Below are 23,272 nucleotides of genomic sequence, written 5' to 3' on the forward strand. Positions count from 1 at the left end.
ATAAAAGAAAAAGGCCTTTTCGTAACATGAAATATTACGAAAAAGCCTTTCCTTTATTTACTCCGATACGTAAGGCAATAATGCCATTGTACGAGCACGTTTGATTGCTTTTGTCAGTTTACGTTGATATTTTGCAGATGTTCCTGTTACACGGCGTGGAAGAATTTTTCCGCGCTCTGAAACAAAACGTCTTAGCAAATCAACATCTTTATAGTCAATGTGTGTGATTCCGTTCGCTGTGAAGTAACACACTTTACGACGCTTTGCGCGTCCGCGACGAGCTGCCATTAGTACCCCTCCTTTTTACTTGTTGTTCAAAAGTCCCAAGCTTATTACTTGGTAACCTCTTGGACAGCATTTTCTAGAATGGTAAATCATCGTCTGATATATCAATTGGCTCCCCGTTATTGGCAAACGGGTTCGCTTGATTTTGATTCTGCTGGTTTTGGTTCTGATTCTGACTTTGATTCTGATTTGGCTGGAAACCAGGTGCTCCTTGGCTTCTATTTGGCGACGATCCTTTTGATTCCAAAAATTGTACACTATCCGCGACAATTTCCGTGACATAAACGGTTTTGCCGTCTTGTCCTTCATATCTACGTGTTTGGACACGACCATCGACACCTATCATACTACCTTTTTTCATGTAGTTCGCAAGGTTTTCTGCCGGCCTGCGCCACACAACACAATTGATAAAATCGGCTTCCCGTTCACCTTGCTGATTGGAAAAAGGTCGATTAACCGCAATTGTAAAGTTAGCTACTGCCACTCCAGTTGCTGTATAACGTAAATCCGGATCCTTCGTTAATCTGCCAACTAGTACGACACGATTCAACATCAGAACCACCCCTTATTATTGATCTTCTTCTCGAATTGCCATATGACGAATGATGTCATCAGAGAATTTCGCTTGACGATCAAATTCATTAATTGCTTTTTCATCGCTTGCGAAATTAATTACGACATAATAGCCATCACGATAGTCTTGAATTTCATATGCAAGACGGCGTTTGCCTTTTTCGTCAACTTTTTCAATCTCCGCCCCATTATCAGTTAACACTTTATTGAAACGCTCCATCAAGTTGTTTAGCGCTTCCTCTTCCATGTCTGGGCGGATGATGTACATAATTTCGTATTTTGTCATCCGTTACACCTCCTTTTGGTCTTAGCGGCCCTTATCTATTGTCCAGCACAAGTCTATCCTGCACTTTTCTCAATAAGAGCAAGGAGTAATCTTCAGTAATTACTCACAATAGTGTATTATAGCAAACAAAACCGTAAAAAACAACTTTTCGAGAGAATCCAAATTATACGTTATCTAATATCTTACTTCCAGCATCTGACCTCTGGCTTCTGATCTCCGACCCCCGGTATCATACATTAAACCGGAAATGAATAACATCCCCGTCCTGCACAACATAATCCTTTCCTTCCAATCGGACTTTTCCATTTTCACGAGCTTGTGCCATTGACCCTGCAGCAATCAGATCATCGTAGGAAACTGTTTCTGCGCGAATAAACCCTCGTTCAAAATCAGTATGAATGATTCCAGCTGCTTGTGGTGCTTTAATGCCTTTCCGGAATGTCCATGCCTTTACTTCCTGTTCACCCGCTGTAAAGTATGTCGCAAGCCCTAACAGGCTGTACGAGGCCTTAATGAGCTTATCAAGGCCTGATTCCCGAATACCCAATTCCTCAAGAAACATTTCCTTTTCATCCTGATCAAGCTCGGCAATTTCTTCTTCAATTTTGGCGCAAACCACAATCACCTCGGCATTTTCACTTGCCGCGTAATCTTTAACCTTTTGCACATTTTCATTTATCCCGGGGTCGGCAACTTCATCTTCCTTTACATTGGCAACATACAACGTTGGTTTACTTGTTAATAGATGAAGACCTTTGACAATGTTCCACTGTTCATCATTGAATTCCAAGGCACGTGCAGGTATTTCCTCTTCAAACGCCGTCTTTAATTTGCTAAGCACCTCATATTCAAGAACAGCATTCTTGTCCTTCTGCCTTGCCAGTTTTTCCACCCGTTGATATCGTTTATTAACTGTTTCCAAATCAGCTAAAATCAGCTCGAGATTAATAATTTCAATATCATCGATTGGATCGACTTTACCTGATACATGGGTAATATTTTCATCTTCAAAACAACGGACAACCTGACAAATCGCATCAACCTGGCGAATGTGGGATAAAAATTGATTTCCCAAACCTTCTCCTTTACTTGCACCTTTCACAATACCTGCAATATCAGTAAATTCAAATGCAGTCGGTACAGTCTTTTTCGGATTCACTAATTCTGTTAATTTATTTAAGCGATCGTCTGGAACTTCGACAATTCCAACATTCGGGTCGATCGTTGCAAACGGATAATTAGCTGCTTCTGCTCCCGCCTGCGTAATTGCATTAAATAACGTAGATTTCCCTACGTTTGGAAGTCCGACAATTCCTGCTGTTAAAGACATTCAACTTTCACTCCTTAAGGATTCCATTCCATGAACGCGTTCGATATACCAATTATAAGTACAAGCCTGTAAATTGACAAGTTATCAAAAAGCAAAAATAGGCATTCCAAGATGCCTATTTTTGCCCGCATGTAATACAAAATTCAATTTTCTACTTCGCTAACCTACGTAAAATGCCATTTCTAAGGAAAAAAATTAATTTTACATGTTTTTATTCCGCTGCTTTTTCCAATACCTTCTTCAGCTTCTTGGTAAATTCTTTTCGCGGGATCATCACACTATGGTCACAACCGAGACATTTGATCCGAATATCCATCCCCATGCGAATAATCTTCCAGCGGTTCTCCCCGCACGGATGCTGTTTTTTCATTTGTACAATATCGTATAAACCAAATTCCTTATCCACCATACTTGAAACCTTCCTTTCTCCTATTCTTGATCGCCTTCCCGCAGCCGTCGTTGTTCTCCTTCACCTTCTAATGCAGTAGGAGTTTCATGCCGGGTATACATGACGAGTCTTGGTGCTGGAATTTCAATACCTTCTTTATATAGTCTTTCTTTCACTTCTTTACGGATAATTCGCGCCCCTGCCCATTGGTATACTGGCAGCGTTTCAGCAATAACACGAATAACGTAATGGGACGTCTCTAAAGCCTGAATGCCATGAATTGTCGGTGTCGCAACAATTTCTTCATATTTTCCAGGCAAATTCTCAATAACCTCTTCAATTATTCGTTCAGCAGCCGGTATGTCACTTTCATACGGTACATTTATATCAACAACCGCCAAACCATTATGAACAGAATAATTGGTAACCTGTGTAATATTGCCATTTGGAATTACGTGCTGTTCACCTGTCCAGCTCACGATTTTCGTTGTTCGAATCCCAATTTCTTCAACGGTCCCTTCCGCATTGGATGTAATAACATAATCACCTACTGAAAATTGGTCTTCGAAAATAATGAAGAAACCAGAAATAATATCCCGTACCAGATTTTGGGCACCAAACCCAATTGCCAGCCCTGCAACACCAGCCCCTGCTAATAGGGCTCCTACATTTAGTTTAAATACATTGTCCAGTATCATAATAAGTGCAGCAAAGTAGACTGTATAGGTTAGCATGTTTTGAACTAGCTTTTTAAGTGTTGTTTCTCTGCGTTCGGTTATCTTAAATGGGCCACGTTGTTTGTTTTTGAATAGGCGATCAATGATCTTTTTGCCAACTCGAACAATAATCATCGACACCACAACAATTAACACAACATTATACACTGCCTCAGCAATTGCTAACCACAAATCTGCGCCAGTTATGTAATCCCAAAAATCATTAAGCTCCTTCAAGTTGATACCCCCAAAACCTGCAAATTCATAATGGATGTTATTCCATCTATGAATAAAGTTTACAACAATATAAAGGATATGGAAAGAAATGAACAAGTTACATCACACCCTTTTATCCATTTTATTCCAAATGGGGTATAAAAGCAGGCGTGTCAATACATACAAGTTAAGTAAGCCATAAATTGGATAAATATACGTGATCAGTGTGGAAAAGCCCAATGTAGTTAAAGGAACCATAATAAGCAGGATCACCATAACCAGTAACCATAATGGTATATTCACGTATTTCTTTAATCTGGTTACAATTCCCATTATCCCTGCAGCAGCCGTTGTAAAGATAGCAAACCAGAGAAGAATCGACATAAAAACGAGCATTGCAAATGGATAGTGTTTCAGAATCGCAAACAATGGAATTTCATATAAAAGCAGCTCATCGGCAATCTGAATTAAACTATTGTTATACACATAAGAAATGACTCCTAAAATCGCTCCACTTCCTATACAGGCGATCCAAATCTCTCCCTTTGAATGGATTTTATTTCCAATTGCTCCAAGCACAGCGATCAACGGCAAAATATTCAAGGCCGTAAATGGAAAAGCAGCCGTCCAGTTCCGTTGTTCATGCCAATGGGCAAAAAGGGAAAGCTCCTGATCAAATGTAAACAAAAGCAAAATATATAACAAGCCACCTAGTAATAACGGTAAAATAAGCTGGTTTATCGATAAAATTCCATTGATATCTTTTAAGAATAACAGAATAAGGACAATAACAATGAAAAAGACTCCCCACCAATATGAGAAATTAAATGCTTGTCCGGTCGCACCACTGCCGGCGATCATGACAACTGTTGTCGTACACAAATAAAGAAAAATCATGATATCGTAAACTCCCGTTAGCTTCCTGCCAACAATATCACGGAGTATTGGCAAATAATCGGTAGACTTTCGCTGAAAGCTTAAATTTAAGATCACATATATTGAGATAGTAAAAAATACCGCAAACAAAAGAATAGCCAGTCCGCTTTCATGACCAAAAAACTGCCATAATTCCCTTCCCGAAGCATATCCGGCACCAATCGTTGTTCCAATAATCAAAAACATCCACTTCAGACCAGCTCTGAGCATTTCATTTCCTCCAATAATTGTAGTATATATGTATACTTCATTCTTTAAATCCGTATACTAATACCAATATGTTTGTGGAGGATAAGCTATGAATCTAAAAAAGCGTTTTACAGTAAAAAATGAAGTTTTCAAGATGGCCTATACAGATCCCGACCTGCTCGAAATAATGTGTGAAAAACTTATCTCATGGCTTCCGGCAATCCCGCAGGAGTATGTCGTTGTTTGTATCGGTACAGATCGTTCGACTGGTGATGCGCTTGGCCCGTTAATCGGTACCTTTTTTACAGAATTAAAACCAAAACATATGAGTGTCTATGGAACATTAAATGAACCAGTTCACGCTACCAATTTGGCAAGCTATGTACAGCTTATTAAACGAAAACACCATAAACCATTTATCATTGCGGTTGATGCCTGTTTAGGGAAAAGCAATTCGGTTGGTTCCCTTATTACCGGAATCGGGTCAATAAAACCCGGTGCCGCATTAAATAAACCGCTGCCGCCGATAGGGGATATTCATATCACTGGTGTTGTAAATATTAGTGGATTCATGGAATATTCGATATTGCAAAATACCAGATTATCAATTGTCGTAGAAATGGCCAAAAAAATTGCTGCCATATTAGACCAGATCGATCAACGGTTAACATACGGCCAAACACTTCCAGCGGTTATTTCCCCTAGAAATATTGCACCATCAACCGCTGATATATAGGATCAATATACATTTTTTCTTGGATTAGAAAAGCGTAAGCGCCCGTTTAGCAACGTACAAACTGGAGCACTCCGCAATGAGATAAAGGAAACACGGTGAGCTGGAAGCGAACCGATGTTGACTTATCGTAGTGAAGGAGTGTGAAGTTTGCTAGTTGCTGGGCGCTGGAGCTGGACATGGCCAACTCTGACGTAAGCAGAATAGAGCCTAAATTTTTATACTTCTTTACTTAAAACAAAAAGACTGTCGCAAACAATACGATCTTACAGTTTGCGACAGTCTTTTTGAACATCTTTTTGAAAACTTAAAAAAGCTGATAAATATAATAAACTAAACCCACCGTTATGATGGAAGGCAACAAATTTCCAATTCGAATACTGGTTAATTTTAATAAATTTAAGCCAATAGCAACAATCATCAATCCGCCTACTGCTGTAAGCTCAGTAATAAAGCCATCTAAAAACGGCTTCGGCAGCCAATTTTCTATTTGGGTTGCCAGGAGTGCAATCGAACCTTGATAAATAACGACAGGCAACACGGAAAAAATAACTCCAAATCCTAATGTTGTTGTTAACACAAGTGCCACAAATCCATCAATGATGCCCTTTGTGATTAATATTTCATGATCCCCTCTTATTCCACTGTCTAGCGCGCCAATTACCGACATTGCCCCAATGACAAAAATAAGCGATGCTGTGACAAAGCCCTGTGCCACACTAAAATTGTCATCTTTTGTCGTAAACTTGCTGCCAATCCATCCACCTAAACGATTCAGACCTTCTTCAACATGAATAAACTCTCCAATTATTGCACCACTTAATAGACTTAATAAGACAATCACAATATTATCCACCTGTAAGGCCATTTGCAAACCAATTAAAATAACAGCAAGTCCTATTCCATGCATAACTGTTTCTTTATAACGTTCCGGTATCTTTGTGAAAAACAGACCAATTAAACTTCCTGCAATGATACATATACCATTTACTATTGTTCCAAATAAAGCCATTGCTACATCTCCAATTGTAATTAAGTTTCATTATAAGCCGCTGTTATTTCCGTTATTGCCTGAAGAAACGCCTTTACTTCTTCTTCTGTATTGTAAATACCGAGACTTGCTCTTACTAACCCCTGGTCTGTTGTTTTTAACATTTCATGGGTTAGCGGACTGCAATGTAAGCCCGCCCGCACAGCAATATCATAATGTGAATCAAGAATCATCGCAATTTCTTGTGAATCTACGTTCATAATATTAAAGGCTACTATCGGCATTCGTTGCTCACCTTCATTCGGACCATAGCACTTAACTTCGGGAATTTCTTGCAATCCTCGATACAACTGTTTTGTCAGCAATGTTTCACGTGGAACATTTTCATTTTTCCTTTGCTCATAGACACAAAAAGCTGCATAAAGTCCGGCTATCCCCGGCGTATTTAATGTACCACTCTCCAATCGCTCCGGCCACTGATCAGGCTGATTTGGGTTTTCGGAAAAGCTGCCTGTTCCGCCATGATGAATAGGTTCTAAATCCATGTCACTTTCAACAAGCAGCATGCCGATCCCCTGTGGTCCTAACAATCCTTTATGCCCTGGAAAAGCAAGCATATCTATTCCCTGCTGTTTCATATTTATTGTCAGATGCCCAGCTGTTTGTGAAGCATCAACTAATGTTAATAGACGATGTCGTTTTGCCAATTCGATAATTTTATCAAGCGGCATTAATGTTCCTGTAACATTGGACGCATGTGTCATGGCGACTAATTTCGTCTCCGGTTGTACTGCATTTGCAATATCTTGAATAAAAGCAGTTTCATTCCCTTTCCATTCAATATACGTAACGCTGACACCATATTTGTTTTTTATGTACTCAAGCGGTCGGCGGATAGAATTATGCTCGAATGAAGTTGAAATAATATGATCGCCTTTTTGCCATGGCAATCCCTTTATTGCCTGATTTAGTGCTACTGTAGCATTCGGATAGAAAAGTGTTTTTTTCGGATTGCTGCAGCCAAATAATTCAGCTGCTTTTATCCGTGTTTGACTGATTACTTTGGCAGCTCTTCTTGCTAGTACATGTCCTCCCCTCCCAGGGTTCGCCCCAAATTCATTCATAACTTTTACCATTGCCTCGATTACTTCTGGTGGTTTTGGAAAGGATGATGCAGCCTGATCAAAATATATCATGTCCGTTTCCCCCTTACATTAGTGATAGAAAAAAGACTGACGTTAGCCATTCTAGTACTTAGTCAGTCTTCCAGTTATTTAAATTAATCTTCCAGTGATTCGATAATTCTCTCTAAATCTTCATCCGAATAAAATTCAATTTCTATTTTCCCTTTTCGTTTGCCTCGTTGAATCTTAACGGATGTACCAAATCTATCGCGTAACATAGATTCTCGTTCCAGTATAAAAATATCTTTTTTCGGCTTTTCCTTTTTCCTGCCCGGCTGTTTATTTAATTGAACAATTAGTTGTTCCACTTGCCGGACATTCAATTTTTCTTTGCGAATTTTATTTACGAATGGAATAAGTTTACTTTTATCCTTCAAGCCCAATAAAGCTCGACCATGCCCCATCGAAAGCTCGCCATTATTAATGTAAGCAATAACTTGATCTGGTAATGACAGCAATCGAACAATATTGGCTATATGGGATCTGCTTTTCCCTAGTCGTTGTGATAAAACCTCCTGAGTTATGTGTAATTCATTCATTAAATTAGCGTAAGCATGCGCTTCCTCAATTGGTGTTAAATCTTCACGCTGCAAATTTTCCAGCAAGGCAAGCTCCATCATTTTTTCATCGGTTAATTCCTTAACAATAACAGGAATCGTTTCTAATCCTGCTTCCTTTGCTGCTCTAAACCGTCGTTCGCCAACAACAATTTCGTACCCTTTAATGCTTTCCCGAACAATTAGCGGCTGAATAATACCATATTGAAGAATAGATTCCTTTAATTCCTCAATCGCATCTGCATGAAATGTCTTTCTAGGTTGATAAGGATTTGGTCTGCATTCATTAATCGAGACTTTTTGAATGTTGGCTTCATCCTTTTCCTCTATCTCAGGGAAAAATGCATTAATACCTTTACCTAACCCTCTCGCCACTATTCATCACTTCCTTCGCTAATTCAAGATATACTTCAGCACCTCTTGACTTTGGATCATACGTAATGATCGGTTGACCGTGACTAGGAGCTTCGCCTAGACGGATATTCCTTGGAATGACAGATTTATAAACTTTATCCTGGAAATACTTTTTCACCTCTTCGATAACTTGAATACCCAGGTTTGTCCGTGCATCCAGCATTGTTAGCAGTACGCCTTCAATCATTAACTGTTTATTCAAGTGTTTTTGTACCAAACGAATTGTATTCAACAGTTGACTAAGTCCCTCAAGTGCATAATATTCACATTGCACAGGAATCAATACCGTATCAGAAGAAGTCAGTGCATTGATCGTTAATAGTCCTAATGATGGCGGACAGTCGATAATAATATAATCATACTTATCTTTAAGACTATCTAATGCTTTCTTTAAACGAATTTCACGTGATATCGTTGGTACCAATTCAATTTCTGCCCCTGCCAGCTGAATGGTAGCAGGTATAATGTCCATGTTTTCAACATTAGTAGCAACACAAACTTCCTCGGCAGGTAAATCCTCAACAAGTACATTGTAAACACATTGATCCATGTCAGCTTTATTAATTCCGACTCCACTTGTAGCATTACCTTGTGGGTCAATGTCAACAAGCAATACTTTTTTATCCAAATACGCCAGACAAGCACTTAAGTTGACCGATGATGTTGTTTTTCCAACGCCACCCTTTTGATTTGCTATGGCGATTATTTTACCCATGTTGTCACCCACCTAAAAAAACTCTATACTTTTCATTTTATCATCTTTTTAATAGAAAGAACTAATTTTTTTACTTTGTTAGCAAAAAGTAATTTAGGAGGCTGCAAAAAAATAACCTAAAATACCCATCAAAAATAGATGGGTAGATTAAGTATTTTTTTATACATCCTTTATTTCTTTTTCGGGATCTTAATTGTGATCTGATAGTATTCATCCAAATCCTTTTCATCTGTTTCCACATTGATACCTGTGTCGGAGACCATATTTAATGACTGACGAATGGTGTTCATGGCAATTCGGATATCCTTATTTACACCTTTTAATTTTGGACGCTTCTTTTTCTTATCTTCTTTCGTGTCCTCAAGTTTAGTAATTCGTTCTTCTGTCTGTTTCACATTTAAATCTTTTTCTAAAATTTCCTGTAAAATTTTCTCCTGTTTTTCGGGTTCCTTAAGCTTAATTAATGCTCTTGCATGCCGTTCCGTTATCGTTTTCTCCAACAAAGCGTACTGTACACTTTCCGGCAATTTTAACAATCGTAATTTGTTTGCAATTGTCGATTGGTTTTTCCCTAACCGTTGTGCCAAAGCCTCTTGAGTTAATGAGTGAAGCTCCAATAGTTTTGCATATGCGGAGGCTTCCTCAATTACTGTCAGTTCTTCACGCTGCAAGTTCTCAATCAATGCAACAGAAGCTGTTTCTGCATCCGTCATTTCCCGAATGATAACAGGTGCCTTTTCCCATTCCAATAATTGAACAGCACGCCATCGTCGTTCACCAGCAATCAGTTCATAGGATTCATCATCTATCTTTCTGACAACAATCGGCTGGATCATTCCATGTGTATGTATCGTTTGCGCTAATTCCTTTATTTTTTCTTCATTAAATATGGATCTGGGTTGAAATCGGTTTGGTTCTATATTTTTAACCGGGATTTGAATTACTTCATCCGGTTGATACGTCTCTTCCCCTGTTTCCGGATCTGTTTTTTCTCCCAACCCAAAGATACGGTTAAAAGGCTGCAACATTATCAGACACCACCTTTAGTCTAAAACTTTACTGATAGAAGATGTTCAAAAAGTCCGGTAAAAAGGACATCAATGATTCCAGCTGGCTTGTCACTTTGCCTCGAACTTCGATGTACAGGACGTTCTAGAGTCAGCATTACAACAGAACATTTCAAATTTAACCGACCTCATTCCTTTTTATCGTCTTCTTAAACACAAATTAAATACAAAGCGGCAAAACTATAGAAATGTTTCACGTGAAACATTTTTAGCAATAGTGTAGAGAAATTTAATATAATAAAAAAGAAAATAATAATGCGCTAACATATTGTAAATTCACCGCACTTGTAAACTATTACTATTCCTGATCATATTCTACCATAGATAGGACTAGAAAAGTATGGGGGAGCTAAAAATTTATTATCAGGGATGTTCAAAAGGTCAGCAAATGATAAGCAGCCACTTTTGAACTCGCATTATCAGTTCCAATACAAATTAGGACAACGGTTTTTTATTTGGCACCCCTGCTTTTCTGGGATACTTGGAAGGTGTTTTTCGTTTTTTATCAATTATCACAATCGATCGCTCGCTGTTTTCTTCCGGCAGCGAAAATGTATGTACCTTTTTCGTATGTCCACCCAACAGCTCAATGGCTGTCTCGGCATCACTTAATTCCTCATTCGCTTGTGAACCCTTCATCGCGATAAATACGCCGCTTTTTTTGCATAACGGTAAACATAATTCACTTAAAACTGACATTCTAGCCACAGCTCGTGCCATTACAATATCAAAGGCCTCCCTGAATTTTGCGTTTTTCCCAACATTTTCAGCGCGATCATGGTAGAATGCAACGTCTGTTAGATCAAGTTCTGTTGCCAAATGGTTAAGAAACCCAATCCGCTTTTGTAATGAATCGATAATTGTCACCTTTAATGCTGGAAAACATATTTTGAGTGGGATGCTTGGGAATCCAGCACCAGCACCCACATCACAAATATGCAGTTCCTCTGTAAAGTCCTCGTAAAAGGCAGCAGAAATGGAATCAAAAAAATGCTTTAAATAGACATCCTGTTCAGATGTTAACGCCGTTAAGTTAATTTTTTCATTCCATTCAACTAAGATCTTGAAATAAACGGAAAATTGATTGATTTGCGCTTTATTAAGTTCAATACCTTTTTTTTGTAATTCTGTAACAAATTGTTCTGGATTCATAATGGGGTCTCCTTGTATTTAATTAGCTACCCGGGCTATTTTACCCTGCTCAATATAAATGAGTAAAATAGACACGTCGGATGGGTTGACACCGGAAATTCTGGAAGCTTGACCAACGGAAAGTGGACGTACCTTTTTTAGTTTTTGTCTTGCTTCCGTAGCAATCCCATTCACGTCATCATAGTCAAGATTTTCCGGAATTTTTTTATCTTCCATTTTAAGCATACGTTCTACTTGTTCATTTGCCTTTTTAATATAGCCCTCATACATGATTTGAATTCCTACCTGTTCCTTCACATCTGATGGCAGCGTATTATCCGGTTCTATGACACGTTCTATCATCCCATACGTTATTTCCGGCCGTTTTAGTAAATCAGATGCTTTTACAGCTTCTTTCAGTGGTGTAGCATTTACATCTTTCAACAAAGCTTGCACATTTTCTTCAGGTTTAATGATTATTTTTCTTAAACGATTTTTTTCCTGCTCCACTAACCGATTTTTCTCGACATATTTCTCATATCGTTCCTTGGTAATTAATCCAAGTTTATAGCCTGTTTCCGTTAACCTTAAATCGGCATTATCGTGGCGTAATAACAGACGATATTCAGCGCGGGATGTTAACAAGCGATAGGGCTCTTTTGTCCCTTTTGTCACAAGGTCATCAATCAACACGCCAATATACGCTTGTGAACGGTCTAAAATTAACGGATCCTTGCCCAGTACCTTGGCCGCTGCATTAATTCCTGCCATCAAACCTTGTGCGGCCGCTTCTTCATAACCAGATGTCCCATTGATTTGTCCAGCCGTGAACAGGCCAGGAATTTTTTTCGTTTCAAGTGTTGGCCAAAGCTGTGTTGGAACGATAGCGTCATATTCAATCGCATATCCGGCACGCATAATTTCAGCATTTTCAAGCCCCGGTACAGATCGAACCATTTCATGCTGAACAGATTCCGGCAATGAGGTCGACAAACCTTGCACATATACTTCCTCTGTTTCCCGTCCTTCAGGCTCCAGGAAAACCTGATGACGCGACTTATCATTAAAACGGACAATCTTATCTTCAATCGATGGGCAGTAACGTGGCCCTGTACCACGTTTTGCTCCGGAATACATGGCGGAAAGACTCAGATTATCATTAATAACCTGATGGGTGAATTCATTTGTATATGTTAACCAGCAAGGGATTTGATCGGTAATATATTCTGTCGTTTCATAGGAAAATCCTTGCAGCTTTTCATCACCAGGTTGAATTTCTGTTTTCGAATAATCGATTGTATGGCTATTCACACGCGGTGGTGTTCCAGTTTTAAATCTTGTGATCTCAAATCCCAGTTCCTCTAAATGCTCTGAAAGCTTGATGGACGGGCGCTGGTTGTTTGGGCCGCTTTCATATTCCAGATCACCCATCAGTACTTTTCCACGCATAAACGTACCAGTGGTTATAATAACGGTTTCTGCATGATAAGCAGCCTTCGTTTCGGTCAATACTCCTTTACATACACCATCTTCTATAATTAAGCGGTCCACCATTCCTTGACGGATCGTTAAATTTTCCTCATTTTCTAATGTCTTTTTCATTTCCCGAATATATAACGGTTTATCGGCCTGTGCACGTAATGCCCTTACAGCCGGACCTTTTCCTGTATTTAACATACGCATTTGAATATACGTTTTATCGATTACTTTTGCCATGACACCGCCTAGGGCGTCAATTTCTCGCACCACAATTCCTTTTGCCGGTCCACCAAGTGATGGGTTACACGGCATAAAGGCAATCATATCCAAATTAAGGGTCAGCATTAATGTCTTCGCACCCATTCTGGCAGCAGCGATACCAGCTTCACACCCGGCATGACCGGCACCGATGACGATTGTATCGTAATGTCCTGCATCATATACCATAATTGTTCATCCTTTCCTTTATGATTAAATCTGACATCCAAATTTTATTTCACTAACCAATGCCAGATGAATTAGATTTCAAATTTACTTTCCTAAACAAAATTGAGAAAATAACTGATCAATTAAACTGTCACTAGCAGTATCCCCAATTATTTCTCCTAATAACTCCCATGTTCTTGTTACATCTATTTGCACGATATCTAAAGGCATCGCTATTTCCAAACCTTGCATCGCATCTTCCAACGCTTGTTTTGCCTGTTTAAGCAGCTGGATATGCCGTACATTTGAAACATAAGTTACATCGCCAGTGTCTATTTCCCCGGCAAAAAATGTTTGCGCAATTGCCGCTTCTAATTCATCAATTCCAGCTTCTTTGATTAACGCTGCTGTTATAACCGGACTGCCGGCTGCAAGGTGATTTACCTCATCCATGTCCAGCTTTTGCGGTAAATCTGTTTTATTAACAATCACAATATATTCCAAGCCTTGAATTGCTTCAAACAGTTTTTTATCCTCTTCCATTAGTTCCTCATTATAATTTAAAACAAGTAAAATAAGATCCGATTCTTTTAATACCTTTCGTGACCGTTCTACACCAATTTTTTCAACAATATCCTCTGTTTCACGGATTCCTGCTGTATCAACCAATTTTAATGGAACACCACGTACATTAACATATTCCTCAATGATATCACGGGTCGTACCAGCTACTTCGGTAACGATTGCTTTATTTTCCTGAACCAGTGCATTCATCAGTGATGATTTTCCTACATTCGGGCGGCCGATAATTGCTGTTGCCAGGCCTTCACGTAAAATTTTACCCTGTTTAGCAACTTGTAAGAGCCGCTCAATTTCATCATGCACTTTTTGGGTCTTTTCACGCATCATTTGATGGGACATTTCTTCTACATCATCATATTCCGGATAATCAATATTCACTTCAACATGCGCTACTGTTTCCAGCAATTCTTGTCTTAACCGCTTTATCAGACCTGACAAACGTCCATCCATCTGTTTTAATGCAACAGACATCGCTTTGTCTGTCTTCGCTCGAATCAGATCCATTACCGCTTCAGCCTGTGATAAATCAATCCGTCCATTCAGAAATGCCCGTTTTGTAAATTCTCCAGGCTCCGCCAGACGAGCATTTTTACTAAGAATGATTTCCAATACACGATTTACTGATACCATCCCACCATGGCAGTTAATTTCAACAACATCTTCCCGCGTAAATGTTTTTGGTGCCCGCATTACTGATACCATAACTTCTTCAGCGATATCACCTGTTTCCGGGTCAATAATTTTTCCATAATGGATCGTATGTGATTCAACCTGTTCCAAGTCTTTTTTACTGAATAACTCATTCGTTATCGCAATTGCTTTTGGCCCGCTTAGTCTCACTATCGAAATCGCGCCTTCCCCAATCGGTGTTGAAATTGCTGCAATTGTATCTCTCTCCATCTCTTTTCACCTCCATCATTACCTCATTTTTCATCTATAATTAAAAATTTTATTTTAGCATCACTAACTTAATAGAATATCACAATTATGCCCAAAAATAAACTTATCCACAACGGAAAATTTTATAATATCCTTTATTGTCTTGTCCACATGTGAATAACTTTATTGGTTTTCAGATCGTCAACAGATTGGAAAACTTATGTAAAAATGGTGGGCATCAGAATTTCAGGATAAACTAAAGAGGCACTTATAAAATGTTAAGCGCCTCTTTTCTATATTAATTCGTAAGTTTTCGCTAGTCTGTTAATTGGTAATTCAACAGTTAACAAAATACTAAATTCACAAAAACAATACATTACACCTTTAGAAAAAATCAACGATTAATTCATGTATGAGTTTTATCAAATGTTATTATCGTAGTATTTATTATATTTTTCAGAGTAGTTTTCTTTTAATGAAGTAATTTTATTAACATTGTTAGAAATAATGTCAATAACGTCACTACTAACGTACACCAAGGACTCGTCAGTAAAAAAACTAATATATGCTTCATTATGACCTTTGAAAATTTTAGAACAATACTTTATTATATCGTACCTTTCTAAATTTTTTATAGTAACGTACACAGCTCCTTCACCACTAACCTCATCAATAACAATGTTTTCATGCCATTTTTTTATATCTATAATTTTCCCAATTTTAGATTTTGAAGAGAAACGTTTATTATTAACGATATATTCTGATACAAATATAACACTTATATTTTCTTTTTCGTTAAATACATCTTCAATAATCTTTTTTATTAAAGTAATATTTAAGTCTTCCATACCGAATCTAATTCTTTGTTTTGAGTTTACTTGAAAATAAGGTGTTTCCTTATAACAATCGAACTCGATATTTAATTTATCTAACTTTACCAAGTCACTCAATCTCCAATTCTTTTTAATTCGGCATCATAAGTGCCTGATCTAGTTTTTTTACTCCCTAATTTTTTAACTGTACTAGCACCTTTCCAAACTCCACCGTTATGTCCATCCTTGTCTACTGTTATATATTTTGGACCTTTACCTTTTTTACCACGTTTAAACACTTTTTGTCCATGTGAAATATATTTTGTAGCAGAATACCCTAAATCTTTTGCTGCAGCTTTAGCAACTGCTGGTGTAGCTCTAATCATTGAACCTACAATTGATTTAGACCATTTTTTAATTGCTTGCTTCAAACCTTGTTTTGCAATAAATCCAACAATTACACCAATTACTGGCCAAACAGATGCTTTTAATTCTGTAGTATCATAAATATACTCTTCCCCAGAATCCCTATCAATGAAAACTGCCTTAAAGTTCTCTTCATCTGACTAAAGTCATAAAAAAACCGCTTTGATTCACTATAATCAAAGCGGGAGGCAAATTATAAAAGCTATTTTATTATATTATAATTGCGTTGATTCGACAAAATGCTTTTCTAAGATGGCTTAATAACAATATGCCTGTGCGGCTCGACCCCATCAGAATATGTGGAAATGCTTCCATTATTTTGTAATGCGCTATGAATAATCTTCCGTTCAAATGCAGGCATTGGCTCAAGGGCAACATTTTTATTTAGACGCACTGCTTTTTCAGCCATTTTTTCCGCCAATGACTGTAAGGTCTCTTTCCTACGTGCACGATAGCCTTCCGCATCCACTGTAACTGTGTAAAATTGGGTCCCTTCTTTATTTAATGCCAGATGTACTAAATATTGCAATGCATTTAACGTTTGTCCACGTTTTCCGATCAGCATTGCTATTTTTTCACCTGTTAAATTATAGGTAACATGGTTCCCGTCTACTGTTGTCGTTACTTCAACAGGTACGTTCATATGTTTCGTAACTTCTTTTAAGAAACGTTCTGCTTGTTCAACCTGATTCTTTTTCATGGTTACTTTTACGACCGCCCGTTTCGATCCGAAGACACCAAGAAGTCCTTTTTTTCCTTCATCAATAATGACTGTTTCAACGTGGTCCCTTGTCGTGTTTAACTGCTCTAATGCTGATTGGACCGCATCATCAACTGTTTGTCCACTAGCAGTTATTTCTCTCACTTTTTGTCTCCTCCATTACTATTATTCATCATTGGTTTACGGATAAATACCGTCTGTGCCACCATAAAGATGTTACCAACTACCCAGTAGAGTGCCAATGCGGATGGGAAGAACAGAGCAAATACGGTGATCATGATCGGCATAACATAAAGCATCACCATCATTTGCGGGTTTTGAGCAGCCGGACTGCCTGCCATCATTAGCTTTTGCTGCAGGAATGTAGCACCACCAGCAATTAATGGTAAAATATAGTATGGATCTGGTGCACCTAATTGAACCCATAAGAAACCATGATCCTTAATTGCCTCCGTACGCATAATGGCATGATAAATTGCAATTAAAACCGGCATTTGGACAAAAATCGGTAAACAACCAGCGAGTGGATTTACGCCATGCTTCTGGAATAATGCCATCGTTTCCTGCTGTAGTTTTTGCTGTGTATTTGCATCTTTTGAACTGTATTTCTTTTGTAATTCCTTTAACTGTGGCTGAATATCCTGCATTGCTTTGGAACTCTTTAACTGTTTTACATTTAAAGGTAACAGTACTAGTCGAATAATAATGGTCACGATTACAATCGCTAAACCATAGTTACCGTCAAACAAATTAGCAAAATAAGTAATTAACTGTGACATCGGGTATACGAAATATTTATTCCAAAATCCTTCACTCTCTGGTGTAATTGGCTCGTTTACACTTGTACATCCAGAAAGCAATGCCAGCAATCCTATGAAGGTTGCAAGCAACAAAATCTTTTTACGCACAATATTTCCTCCTAACTTTCATGCTACAACGTATAGCCGTGTTGTAGCTGGACAAGAAAAACCTATGTATATAGCTTATTCATTAGTTTATCATTAAATTAATATAAGATTCTATATAAAACGTAATTAAGTCATTATTTTTTCAACAATCGTTCTTTTGCTAATAGATGAACCAAACTTTTCTTTATTTGATGAAAGTCCATTTCCTTTGTTGGCTGTCTGGCAATAATAACAATATCATAATCAGTGTTTACTTTTTCCTCTAATTCATGAAAAGCCTGACGCAAATATCGTTTAATCCGGTTTCTCGTTACGGCATTTCCTATTTTTTTCCCTACTGATAGGCCAATCCGGAAATGATGCTGATCCTGTTTCTGTAAATAATAGATAACAAGCTGGCGGTTGGCAAACGATTTCCCCTTCTTAAATACATGCTGAAATTCTTTATTAGCTTTAATTCGAAATGCCTTTTTCATATCTATCACCTTTACGAACGAAACAATTCATGACTATAATACAGCTGATTTTATGCTGTTACATCTATTTGGAAAAAAATTTATTACGACAAAGTGGAAAAAAGACCACTGACTCTTTTCAGTGGTCTATGCTGATAACACTTTTCTTCCTTTACGACGACGGCGAGCTAAAACATTACGTCCATTTTTAGTGCTCATACGCGCGCGGAAGCCGTGTACTTTTTTACGTTTACGGTTATTTGGTTGAAACGTTCTTTTCATCTATCATGCACCTCCCAAGGGAATTAAAAATACAACTTTAAACATATCCTACAGACAGTCTCACTAATTATACGTAAAACAAGCGATATCTGTCAACCGGAAAAACACTTGCTGATTTTTTTCCAGAAAGCAACTGGTCAAAGATTTTTTTATCCACAGCACCATGTTTAAATTTTTTCGGCGAATTTTTTCTATCCACAACACATATCGACAAGTAAATCACAAAATATAGTAGTGTGGATAAAAAATATCTACAACAGGTAGTTTTTGTGGATAACTGTCGAAAAACCGTTGCACATAAGCTTTTTTTTTGGTATTATATTTGTGTTTTAACATGTGGAAAAACCAAATTGGCGTTTCATCTATCCACAAACTGTGTATAACCTGTGGATAGTTGTTCACACCTCTGTTAATCCACTTATCAACAAACAAGTGGATATTGTAGATAATTTCTGTTACAACTAAATATAACAATACTTTATTATCCACATAATATAATAGATAATTTTTACGCTTACCATATACCATTCAACTTGTAATAGTAAGCTGATTTTTTTACGTAAAAATGCCTTTCCATCTTCATTTTTCATAACCTGGGAGATTGAGAGAGGCTTTTTCTATCATTACTTTTTCTGAAAGGAGTGAAACCGGCTTGGAAAACATCGATGAACTGTGGATGGCTACACTCGAGGTAATCGAAGAACAAATCAGTAAACCAAGTTATGAAACATGGCTAAAAAATACCAAAGCCTACTCATTTAAGGACGATACATTAACTATTTCTGCGCTCAATGAATTTTCAAAGGATTGGCTGGAAAGTAAATACACAAACTTGATTTCCAACGCGTTATACGACGTTACCGGGTCAAGGCTGCAAGTAAAATTTATAATTCCCGAAACAAATCCCGATACAGCTGAAATGAATACCGCACCTAAAACGGTCGCAAATACAAAAGATAACCAGGGGCAGGATGTTGCAAAAACAATGCTGAATCCAAATTATGTGTTTGATACGTTTGTCATTGGTTCTGGAAATCGGTTTGCCCATGCAGCATCACTGGCAGTTGCAGAACAACCAGCAAATGCATATAATCCACTATTTATCTATGGCGGTGTCGGACTCGGTAAAACCCATTTAATGCACGCAATCGGTCACTATGTACGTGAACATAACCAAAACGCCAATGTCGTTTATATAACTTCTGAAAAATTTACGAATGAATTTATTACTGCCATTATGGATAACAAATCAAATAATTTTCGTAATAAATACCGGAACGTAGATGTGCTGCTGATTGATGATATTCAATTTATCGCTGGAAAGGAATCTACACAAGAGGAATTTTTCCATACTTTTAATGCATTACACGAGGAGAGCAAACAAATTATTATTTCAAGTGACCGTCCACCTAAAGAAATTCCAACACTCGAAGATCGTTTACGTTCACGCTTTGAGTGGGGACTGATCACAGACATTACACCGCCGGATTTAGAGACGAGAATTGCAATTTTGAATAAAAAGGCAAAAGCGGAAGGCCTTGATATTCCAAACGAAGTCATGAACTACATTGCCAATCAAATTGATACGAATATCCGTGAGCTTGAAGGGGCATTAATTCGTGTTGTCGCCTATTCATCACTGGTTAACCAGGATATTGACGCATCACTTGCAGCCGATGCTTTAAAGGATATCATTCCAAGCAGTAAACCGAAAATTATCACGATCGATAAAATTCAACAGGTTGTGGGGGAAAAATATAATATCAAATTGGAGGATTTCGCTGCCAAAAAGCGAACAAAGCAGATCGCCTTTCCACGGCAAATTGCCATGTACCTTTCCAGGGAATTGACCGATTTTTCCTTACCGAAAATTGGCGAAGAATTTGGGGGACGCGATCATACAACCGTTATCCATGCCCACGAAAAAATAGCAAAACTGCTGGAAAACGATACATTGCTTGATCGGGAAATTGAACAAATAAAAGAGCAGCTAAAGTCATTTTAATTATCCATGAACAAAAGCGCAAGGCGCCCGTTTAGCGACTAGAGGACTCTCGCCCTGCCAAGCAGGGTGGTTCGGTGTTGCCGCCGGGAGCGGCGGTTTTAACCGAACATTCCTACGTAGGAGATAAAGGAAACATGCCCCTTCATAGGGGTAGACGTGAGTTGGGCGCAAAGCCCGTACTTAGTCGGCCATCCTTCTTACCCGAACCGATGTTGACTTATCGTACGGAGGCGGTGTTGTCCACTACAGCTTTAGCGCTGGAGCCGGACGCGGCCTACCCTGACATGAGCGGAATAGTACCTGTTTCTTATACTTTCTTACCCATCAATGAAAATTTTAATGGTTAAGCTGCAGGTCCTTTTACAAACATGTGAATAGTGTGTATAGCAGCACAGAATTGCCAACAGTTTATCCACATGTGTATAACTAGCAATTACGGCTGTTAACCTTGGTTATCCACATAATCACAGACACTATTATTATTACTATTACTTTTTTTATAAAAAATAATTATATAAGGGTGTTCTTAAAGAAGGGTAAAAATAGCATAGGTCTGCTGCTTCATCATTACGCTGGAATTCGCGGCAGATGAAACAAGCAACGAAGTGAGATTGATACATCATTTTTACCCGACTTTTTTGAATGTCCTACATAAATTACATCCTATTAGGAGGATTTGATTCATGAAATTTATCATTCAACGCGAGCAATTAATTGCGAGTGTGCAAGATGTAATGAAAGCAATCTCGTCCAGAACAGCGATTCCTATATTAACAGGAATGAAAATTGATGTACGACACCATGGAATAACGTTAACAGGAAGTGATTCCGATATTTCGATTGAATCCTATATTCCCGCTGAAGAAGCTGGTATCGTTCATGTGGAAAACATAGAAGAAGGAAGTATTGTCATACAAGCACGCTATTTTCCCGATATTGTTCGCAAGCTGCCGGAAAAAACGGTAGAAATTGAAGCTGATCCCAATTTAAAAGTAACGATTCGTTCTGGTAAAGCAGAATTTAATCTTAATGGCCAGGACGCAGAGGAATTTCCACACCTGCCAAAATTGCAAACGGAAAACAGTCTGAGTATACCAACAGATATACTTAAAAGTTTAATTAGACAAACTGTATTTGCGGTATCAACAATGGAAACACGTCCTATTTTAACTGGTGTTAACATAAAGCTTGAAAATAATACCTTAAGCTTTACCGCAACTGACAGCCATCGTCTGGCATCTAGAGAAGTCCCTGTAAATAACGCGGAAATTGAATTTTCCAATGTGGTTGTTCCGGGTAAAAGCCTAACCGAACTCAATAAAATTTTAGCCGATACAGAAGAACCGGTAGAAATTAATGTGACCAATAATCAAATTCTGTTCCGAACGAAGCATTTATACTTTCTGTCACGACTGTTGGACGGTAATTACCCGGAAACATCCCGTTTAATCCCGGAACAAAGCAAAACAGTCTTATACGTAAATACAAAGGATCTTTTGCATACAATTGACCGTGCTTCACTTCTTGCAAAAGATGAACGGAATAATGTTGTAAAATTAACGACGAAGAGTAATCAGGTTTTAGAAATTACTAGTAATTCTCCGGAAATAGGGCGGGTTGCCGAGGAAGTCACGGTACAATCGCTGGAAGGAGAGGAACTGAGAATATCATTCAGTGCTAAATATATGCTGGATGCGTTAAAGACCATTGATTATGATGATGTAAAAATAGAGTTTACCGGGGCAATGCGGCCGTTTATTATTCGCCCAACCGATGATCAATCGATTTTGCAGCTTATCGTTCCAGTCAGAACTTATTAAAACTTCCCAGTTTGCGGCTCTTATCCTCTTCCGGATAGGAGCCGCAAACTGTTAAAAAAGGAAAATATTGGCAAATGATAAGTCGCAAACTCTAGAGTTAGTAATAGGGGGCTCTTTTGCTAAAGCCCCCACGTCCTGTACAAGCCCACTTATAAAAATGAATTACAGGGTCTTACCTTTCCTTAACGTCAAAACTTTAGTAAAATAGAGAGAAGGCAAAATTAATGATGTACTTGCATCTCGAATAAAAAGTGGTGAGAATATGCATAAAAAAATTGAGATCCATACGGACTACATTACATTAGGCCAATTTTTAAAACTGGCAAATATCTTTGAATCAGGCGGTATGATTAAAGGATTTTTACAGGAACAAGGGGTTTTGGTAAATGGTGAAAAGGAAAACCGCCGCGGCCGCAAGCTCTATGAAAACGATGTGGTTGAAGTTGAAAATAGTGGCTCTTATATCGTGACAACAAAGGCGTAAGCGCCCGGTTAGTGGCGTATATGCTGCGCCCTGCCAAGCAGGGTGGTTCGGTGTTGCTGCGCAAAGCAGCGGTCTTAACCGAACATTCCTACGTAGGAGATAAAGGAAACATGCCCCTTCATAGGGGTAGACGTGAGTTGGGCGCAAAGCCCGTTCTTAGTCGGCCTTCCTTCTTACCCGAACCGATGTTGACTTGTCGTACGGAGGCGGGTGTTGCATACTAGCCACTGGGCGCTGGAGCCGGACGTGGCCTACCCTGACATGAGCGGAATAGAACCTGGA

General features: G+C 38.4%; 24 protein-coding genes and 1 pseudogene. 4 read left to right on the forward strand and 21 right to left on the reverse strand.

Annotation, left to right across the window (positions count from 1 at the left end):
• Window positions 1–57: 57 nt before the first annotated feature.
• The 7 genes from rpsR to CZ382_RS13260 form a co-directional block, all read right to left on the reverse strand.
• Window positions 58–288 (reverse strand): 30S ribosomal protein S18, encoded by a 231-nt coding sequence (gene rpsR, locus CZ382_RS13230; RefSeq protein WP_088051681.1) that lies wholly within the window; start codon window positions 286–288, stop codon window positions 58–60.
• A gap of 73 nt (window positions 289–361) precedes the next feature.
• Window positions 362–838 (reverse strand): single-stranded DNA-binding protein, encoded by a 477-nt coding sequence (gene ssb / locus CZ382_RS13235; protein ID WP_088051682.1) that lies wholly within the window; start codon window positions 836–838, stop codon window positions 362–364.
• A 15-nt stretch (window positions 839–853) separates the two neighbouring features.
• Entirely contained in the window at window positions 854–1,144 is a 291-nt protein-coding gene (rpsF, locus tag CZ382_RS13240) for a 30S ribosomal protein S6 (protein ID WP_088051683.1), read from the reverse strand.
• A gap of 229 nt (window positions 1,145–1,373) precedes the next feature.
• Entirely contained in the window at window positions 1,374–2,474 is a 1,101-nt protein-coding gene (gene ychF / locus CZ382_RS13245; protein ID WP_088051684.1) for a redox-regulated ATPase YchF, read from the reverse strand.
• Window positions 2,475–2,685: 211 nt separating this feature from the next.
• Window positions 2,686–2,883, reverse strand: a complete 198-nt coding sequence (locus tag CZ382_RS13250; RefSeq protein ID WP_088051685.1) for a DUF951 domain-containing protein — start codon at window positions 2,881–2,883, stop codon at window positions 2,686–2,688.
• Between the two features lie 20 nt (window positions 2,884–2,903).
• Window positions 2,904–3,815 carry a mechanosensitive ion channel family protein gene (locus CZ382_RS13255; RefSeq protein ID WP_235000431.1) on the reverse strand — a complete coding sequence of 304 codons (912 nt, stop codon included), beginning with the start codon at window positions 3,813–3,815 and terminating at the stop codon, window positions 2,904–2,906.
• Between the two features lie 102 nt (window positions 3,816–3,917).
• A complete protein-coding gene (locus CZ382_RS13260) occupies window positions 3,918–4,940 on the reverse strand; it encodes a YkvI family membrane protein (protein WP_088051686.1) in 1,023 nt (340 codons plus the stop codon).
• Between the two features lie 88 nt (window positions 4,941–5,028).
• Between CZ382_RS13260 and yyaC the strand changes: the two genes are divergently transcribed.
• Window positions 5,029–5,655, forward strand: coding sequence for a spore protease YyaC (yyaC, locus tag CZ382_RS13265; protein WP_088051687.1), 627 nt, complete (start codon window positions 5,029–5,031; stop codon window positions 5,653–5,655).
• A gap of 304 nt (window positions 5,656–5,959) precedes the next feature.
• Here the strand turns inward: yyaC and CZ382_RS13270 are convergent, their stop codons facing one another.
• The 14 genes and pseudogenes from CZ382_RS13270 to rpmH all read right to left on the reverse strand — a co-directional run bounded on the left by CZ382_RS13270 (window position 5,960) and on the right by rpmH (window position 18,681).
• Entirely contained in the window at window positions 5,960–6,664 is a 705-nt protein-coding gene (locus CZ382_RS13270; protein ID WP_088051688.1) for a DUF554 domain-containing protein, read from the reverse strand.
• A 20-nt stretch (window positions 6,665–6,684) separates the two neighbouring features.
• The gene (locus CZ382_RS13275) at window positions 6,685–7,839 is read right to left on the reverse strand and encodes an aminotransferase class V-fold PLP-dependent enzyme (protein WP_088051689.1); all 1,155 of its coding nucleotides are present in this window, start codon (window positions 7,837–7,839) and stop codon (window positions 6,685–6,687) included.
• An 83-nt stretch (window positions 7,840–7,922) separates the two neighbouring features.
• A complete protein-coding gene (locus CZ382_RS13280; protein ID WP_088051690.1) occupies window positions 7,923–8,759 on the reverse strand; it encodes a ParB/RepB/Spo0J family partition protein in 837 nt (278 codons plus the stop codon).
• Complete coding sequence (locus CZ382_RS13285; RefSeq protein WP_088051691.1) at window positions 8,740–9,513, reverse strand: ParA family protein; 774 nt, start codon at window positions 9,511–9,513, stop codon at window positions 8,740–8,742. Before CZ382_RS13285 ends, CZ382_RS13280 begins: the two co-directional genes overlap by 20 nt.
• Before the next feature lie 170 nt (window positions 9,514–9,683).
• The gene (gene noc, locus CZ382_RS13290; RefSeq protein WP_088051692.1) at window positions 9,684–10,541 is read right to left on the reverse strand and encodes a nucleoid occlusion protein; all 858 of its coding nucleotides are present in this window, start codon (window positions 10,539–10,541) and stop codon (window positions 9,684–9,686) included.
• Window positions 10,542–11,015: 474 nt separating this feature from the next.
• Window positions 11,016–11,732 (reverse strand): 16S rRNA (guanine(527)-N(7))-methyltransferase RsmG, encoded by a 717-nt coding sequence (rsmG, locus tag CZ382_RS13295; protein ID WP_088051693.1) that lies wholly within the window; start codon window positions 11,730–11,732, stop codon window positions 11,016–11,018.
• A gap of 18 nt (window positions 11,733–11,750) precedes the next feature.
• The gene (gene mnmG / locus CZ382_RS13300) at window positions 11,751–13,637 is read right to left on the reverse strand and encodes a tRNA uridine-5-carboxymethylaminomethyl(34) synthesis enzyme MnmG (protein ID WP_088051694.1); all 1,887 of its coding nucleotides are present in this window, start codon (window positions 13,635–13,637) and stop codon (window positions 11,751–11,753) included.
• A gap of 84 nt (window positions 13,638–13,721) precedes the next feature.
• A complete protein-coding gene (mnmE, locus tag CZ382_RS13305; protein WP_088051695.1) occupies window positions 13,722–15,098 on the reverse strand; it encodes a tRNA uridine-5-carboxymethylaminomethyl(34) synthesis GTPase MnmE in 1,377 nt (458 codons plus the stop codon).
• A gap of 401 nt (window positions 15,099–15,499) precedes the next feature.
• On the reverse strand, window positions 15,500–16,018 hold the full coding sequence (locus tag CZ382_RS13310; protein ID WP_088051696.1) for a hypothetical protein: 519 nt from the start codon (window positions 16,016–16,018) through the stop codon (window positions 15,500–15,502).
• A 5-nt stretch (window positions 16,019–16,023) separates the two neighbouring features.
• Window positions 16,024–16,455 (reverse strand): annotated as a pseudogene (locus CZ382_RS13315) (SAR2788 family putative toxin); the annotation flags it as partial.
• Between the two features lie 107 nt (window positions 16,456–16,562).
• Complete coding sequence (gene jag / locus CZ382_RS13320) at window positions 16,563–17,180, reverse strand: RNA-binding cell elongation regulator Jag/EloR (RefSeq protein ID WP_088051698.1); 618 nt, start codon at window positions 17,178–17,180, stop codon at window positions 16,563–16,565.
• Window positions 17,177–17,944: a YidC family membrane integrase SpoIIIJ gene (gene spoIIIJ / locus CZ382_RS13325; RefSeq protein WP_088051699.1), complete on the reverse strand. Its 768-nt coding sequence runs from the start codon at window positions 17,942–17,944 to the stop codon at window positions 17,177–17,179. The genes jag and spoIIIJ overlap by 4 nt, the downstream gene beginning before the upstream one ends.
• 134 nt (window positions 17,945–18,078) lie before the next feature.
• Window positions 18,079–18,420 (reverse strand): ribonuclease P protein component, encoded by a 342-nt coding sequence (gene rnpA, locus CZ382_RS13330; RefSeq protein WP_088051700.1) that lies wholly within the window; start codon window positions 18,418–18,420, stop codon window positions 18,079–18,081.
• Window positions 18,421–18,546: 126 nt separating this feature from the next.
• Window positions 18,547–18,681: a 50S ribosomal protein L34 gene (gene rpmH / locus CZ382_RS13335; protein ID WP_011067894.1), complete on the reverse strand. Its 135-nt coding sequence runs from the start codon at window positions 18,679–18,681 to the stop codon at window positions 18,547–18,549.
• Between the two features lie 652 nt (window positions 18,682–19,333).
• Between rpmH and dnaA the strand changes: the two genes are divergently transcribed.
• The 3 genes from dnaA to yaaA all read left to right on the forward strand — a co-directional run bounded on the left by dnaA (window position 19,334) and on the right by yaaA (window position 22,990).
• Window positions 19,334–20,686, forward strand: a complete 1,353-nt coding sequence (gene dnaA / locus CZ382_RS13345) for a chromosomal replication initiator protein DnaA (RefSeq protein WP_088051702.1) — start codon at window positions 19,334–19,336, stop codon at window positions 20,684–20,686.
• Between the two features lie 683 nt (window positions 20,687–21,369).
• Window positions 21,370–22,506 (forward strand): DNA polymerase III subunit beta, encoded by a 1,137-nt coding sequence (gene dnaN / locus CZ382_RS13355; protein WP_088051704.1) that lies wholly within the window; start codon window positions 21,370–21,372, stop codon window positions 22,504–22,506.
• A gap of 262 nt (window positions 22,507–22,768) precedes the next feature.
• Window positions 22,769–22,990 (forward strand): S4 domain-containing protein YaaA, encoded by a 222-nt coding sequence (gene yaaA / locus CZ382_RS13360; RefSeq protein ID WP_088051705.1) that lies wholly within the window; start codon window positions 22,769–22,771, stop codon window positions 22,988–22,990.
• Window positions 22,991–23,272 lie beyond the last annotated feature (282 nt).

Source organism: Virgibacillus dakarensis, from assembly GCF_900155625.1.
Classification (GTDB): domain Bacteria; phylum Bacillota; class Bacilli; order Bacillales; family Amphibacillaceae; genus Lentibacillus_C; species Lentibacillus_C populi.

What these genes read in the sequence shown, in the direction of transcription:
- mnmE (WP_088051695.1), bottom strand. Translation starts at nt 15,098, where the DNA reads ATGGAGAGAGATACAATTGCAGCAATTTCAACACCGATTGGGGAAGGC.
- CZ382_RS13250 (WP_088051685.1), bottom strand. Translation starts at nt 2,883, where the DNA reads ATGGTGGATAAGGAATTTGGTTTATACGATATTGTACAAATGAAAAAA.
- rpmH (WP_011067894.1), bottom strand. Translation starts at nt 18,681, where the DNA reads ATGAAAAGAACGTTTCAACCAAATAACCGTAAACGTAAAAAAGTACAC.
- yyaC (WP_088051687.1), top strand. Translation starts at nt 5,029, where the DNA reads ATGAATCTAAAAAAGCGTTTTACAGTAAAAAATGAAGTTTTCAAGATG.
- CZ382_RS13275 (WP_088051689.1), bottom strand. Translation starts at nt 7,839, where the DNA reads ATGATATATTTTGATCAGGCTGCATCATCCTTTCCAAAACCACCAGAA.
- ychF (WP_088051684.1), bottom strand. Translation starts at nt 2,474, where the DNA reads ATGTCTTTAACAGCAGGAATTGTCGGACTTCCAAACGTAGGGAAATCT.
- CZ382_RS13260 (WP_088051686.1), bottom strand. Translation starts at nt 4,940, where the DNA reads ATGCTCAGAGCTGGTCTGAAGTGGATGTTTTTGATTATTGGAACAACG.
- CZ382_RS13285 (WP_088051691.1), bottom strand. Translation starts at nt 9,513, where the DNA reads ATGGGTAAAATAATCGCCATAGCAAATCAAAAGGGTGGCGTTGGAAAA.
- rsmG (WP_088051693.1), bottom strand. Translation starts at nt 11,732, where the DNA reads ATGAATCCAGAACAATTTGTTACAGAATTACAAAAAAAAGGTATTGAA.
- noc (WP_088051692.1), bottom strand. Translation starts at nt 10,541, where the DNA reads ATGTTGCAGCCTTTTAACCGTATCTTTGGGTTGGGAGAAAAAACAGAT.
- dnaN (WP_088051704.1), top strand. Translation starts at nt 21,370, where the DNA reads ATGAAATTTATCATTCAACGCGAGCAATTAATTGCGAGTGTGCAAGAT.
- rpsR (WP_088051681.1), bottom strand. Translation starts at nt 288, where the DNA reads ATGGCAGCTCGTCGCGGACGCGCAAAGCGTCGTAAAGTGTGTTACTTC.
- yaaA (WP_088051705.1), top strand. Translation starts at nt 22,769, where the DNA reads ATGCATAAAAAAATTGAGATCCATACGGACTACATTACATTAGGCCAA.
- rnpA (WP_088051700.1), bottom strand. Translation starts at nt 18,420, where the DNA reads ATGAAAAAGGCATTTCGAATTAAAGCTAATAAAGAATTTCAGCATGTA.
- CZ382_RS13270 (WP_088051688.1), bottom strand. Translation starts at nt 6,664, where the DNA reads ATGGCTTTATTTGGAACAATAGTAAATGGTATATGTATCATTGCAGGA.
- rpsF (WP_088051683.1), bottom strand. Translation starts at nt 1,144, where the DNA reads ATGACAAAATACGAAATTATGTACATCATCCGCCCAGACATGGAAGAG.
- ssb (WP_088051682.1), bottom strand. Translation starts at nt 838, where the DNA reads ATGTTGAATCGTGTCGTACTAGTTGGCAGATTAACGAAGGATCCGGAT.
- mnmG (WP_088051694.1), bottom strand. Translation starts at nt 13,637, where the DNA reads ATGGTATATGATGCAGGACATTACGATACAATCGTCATCGGTGCCGGT.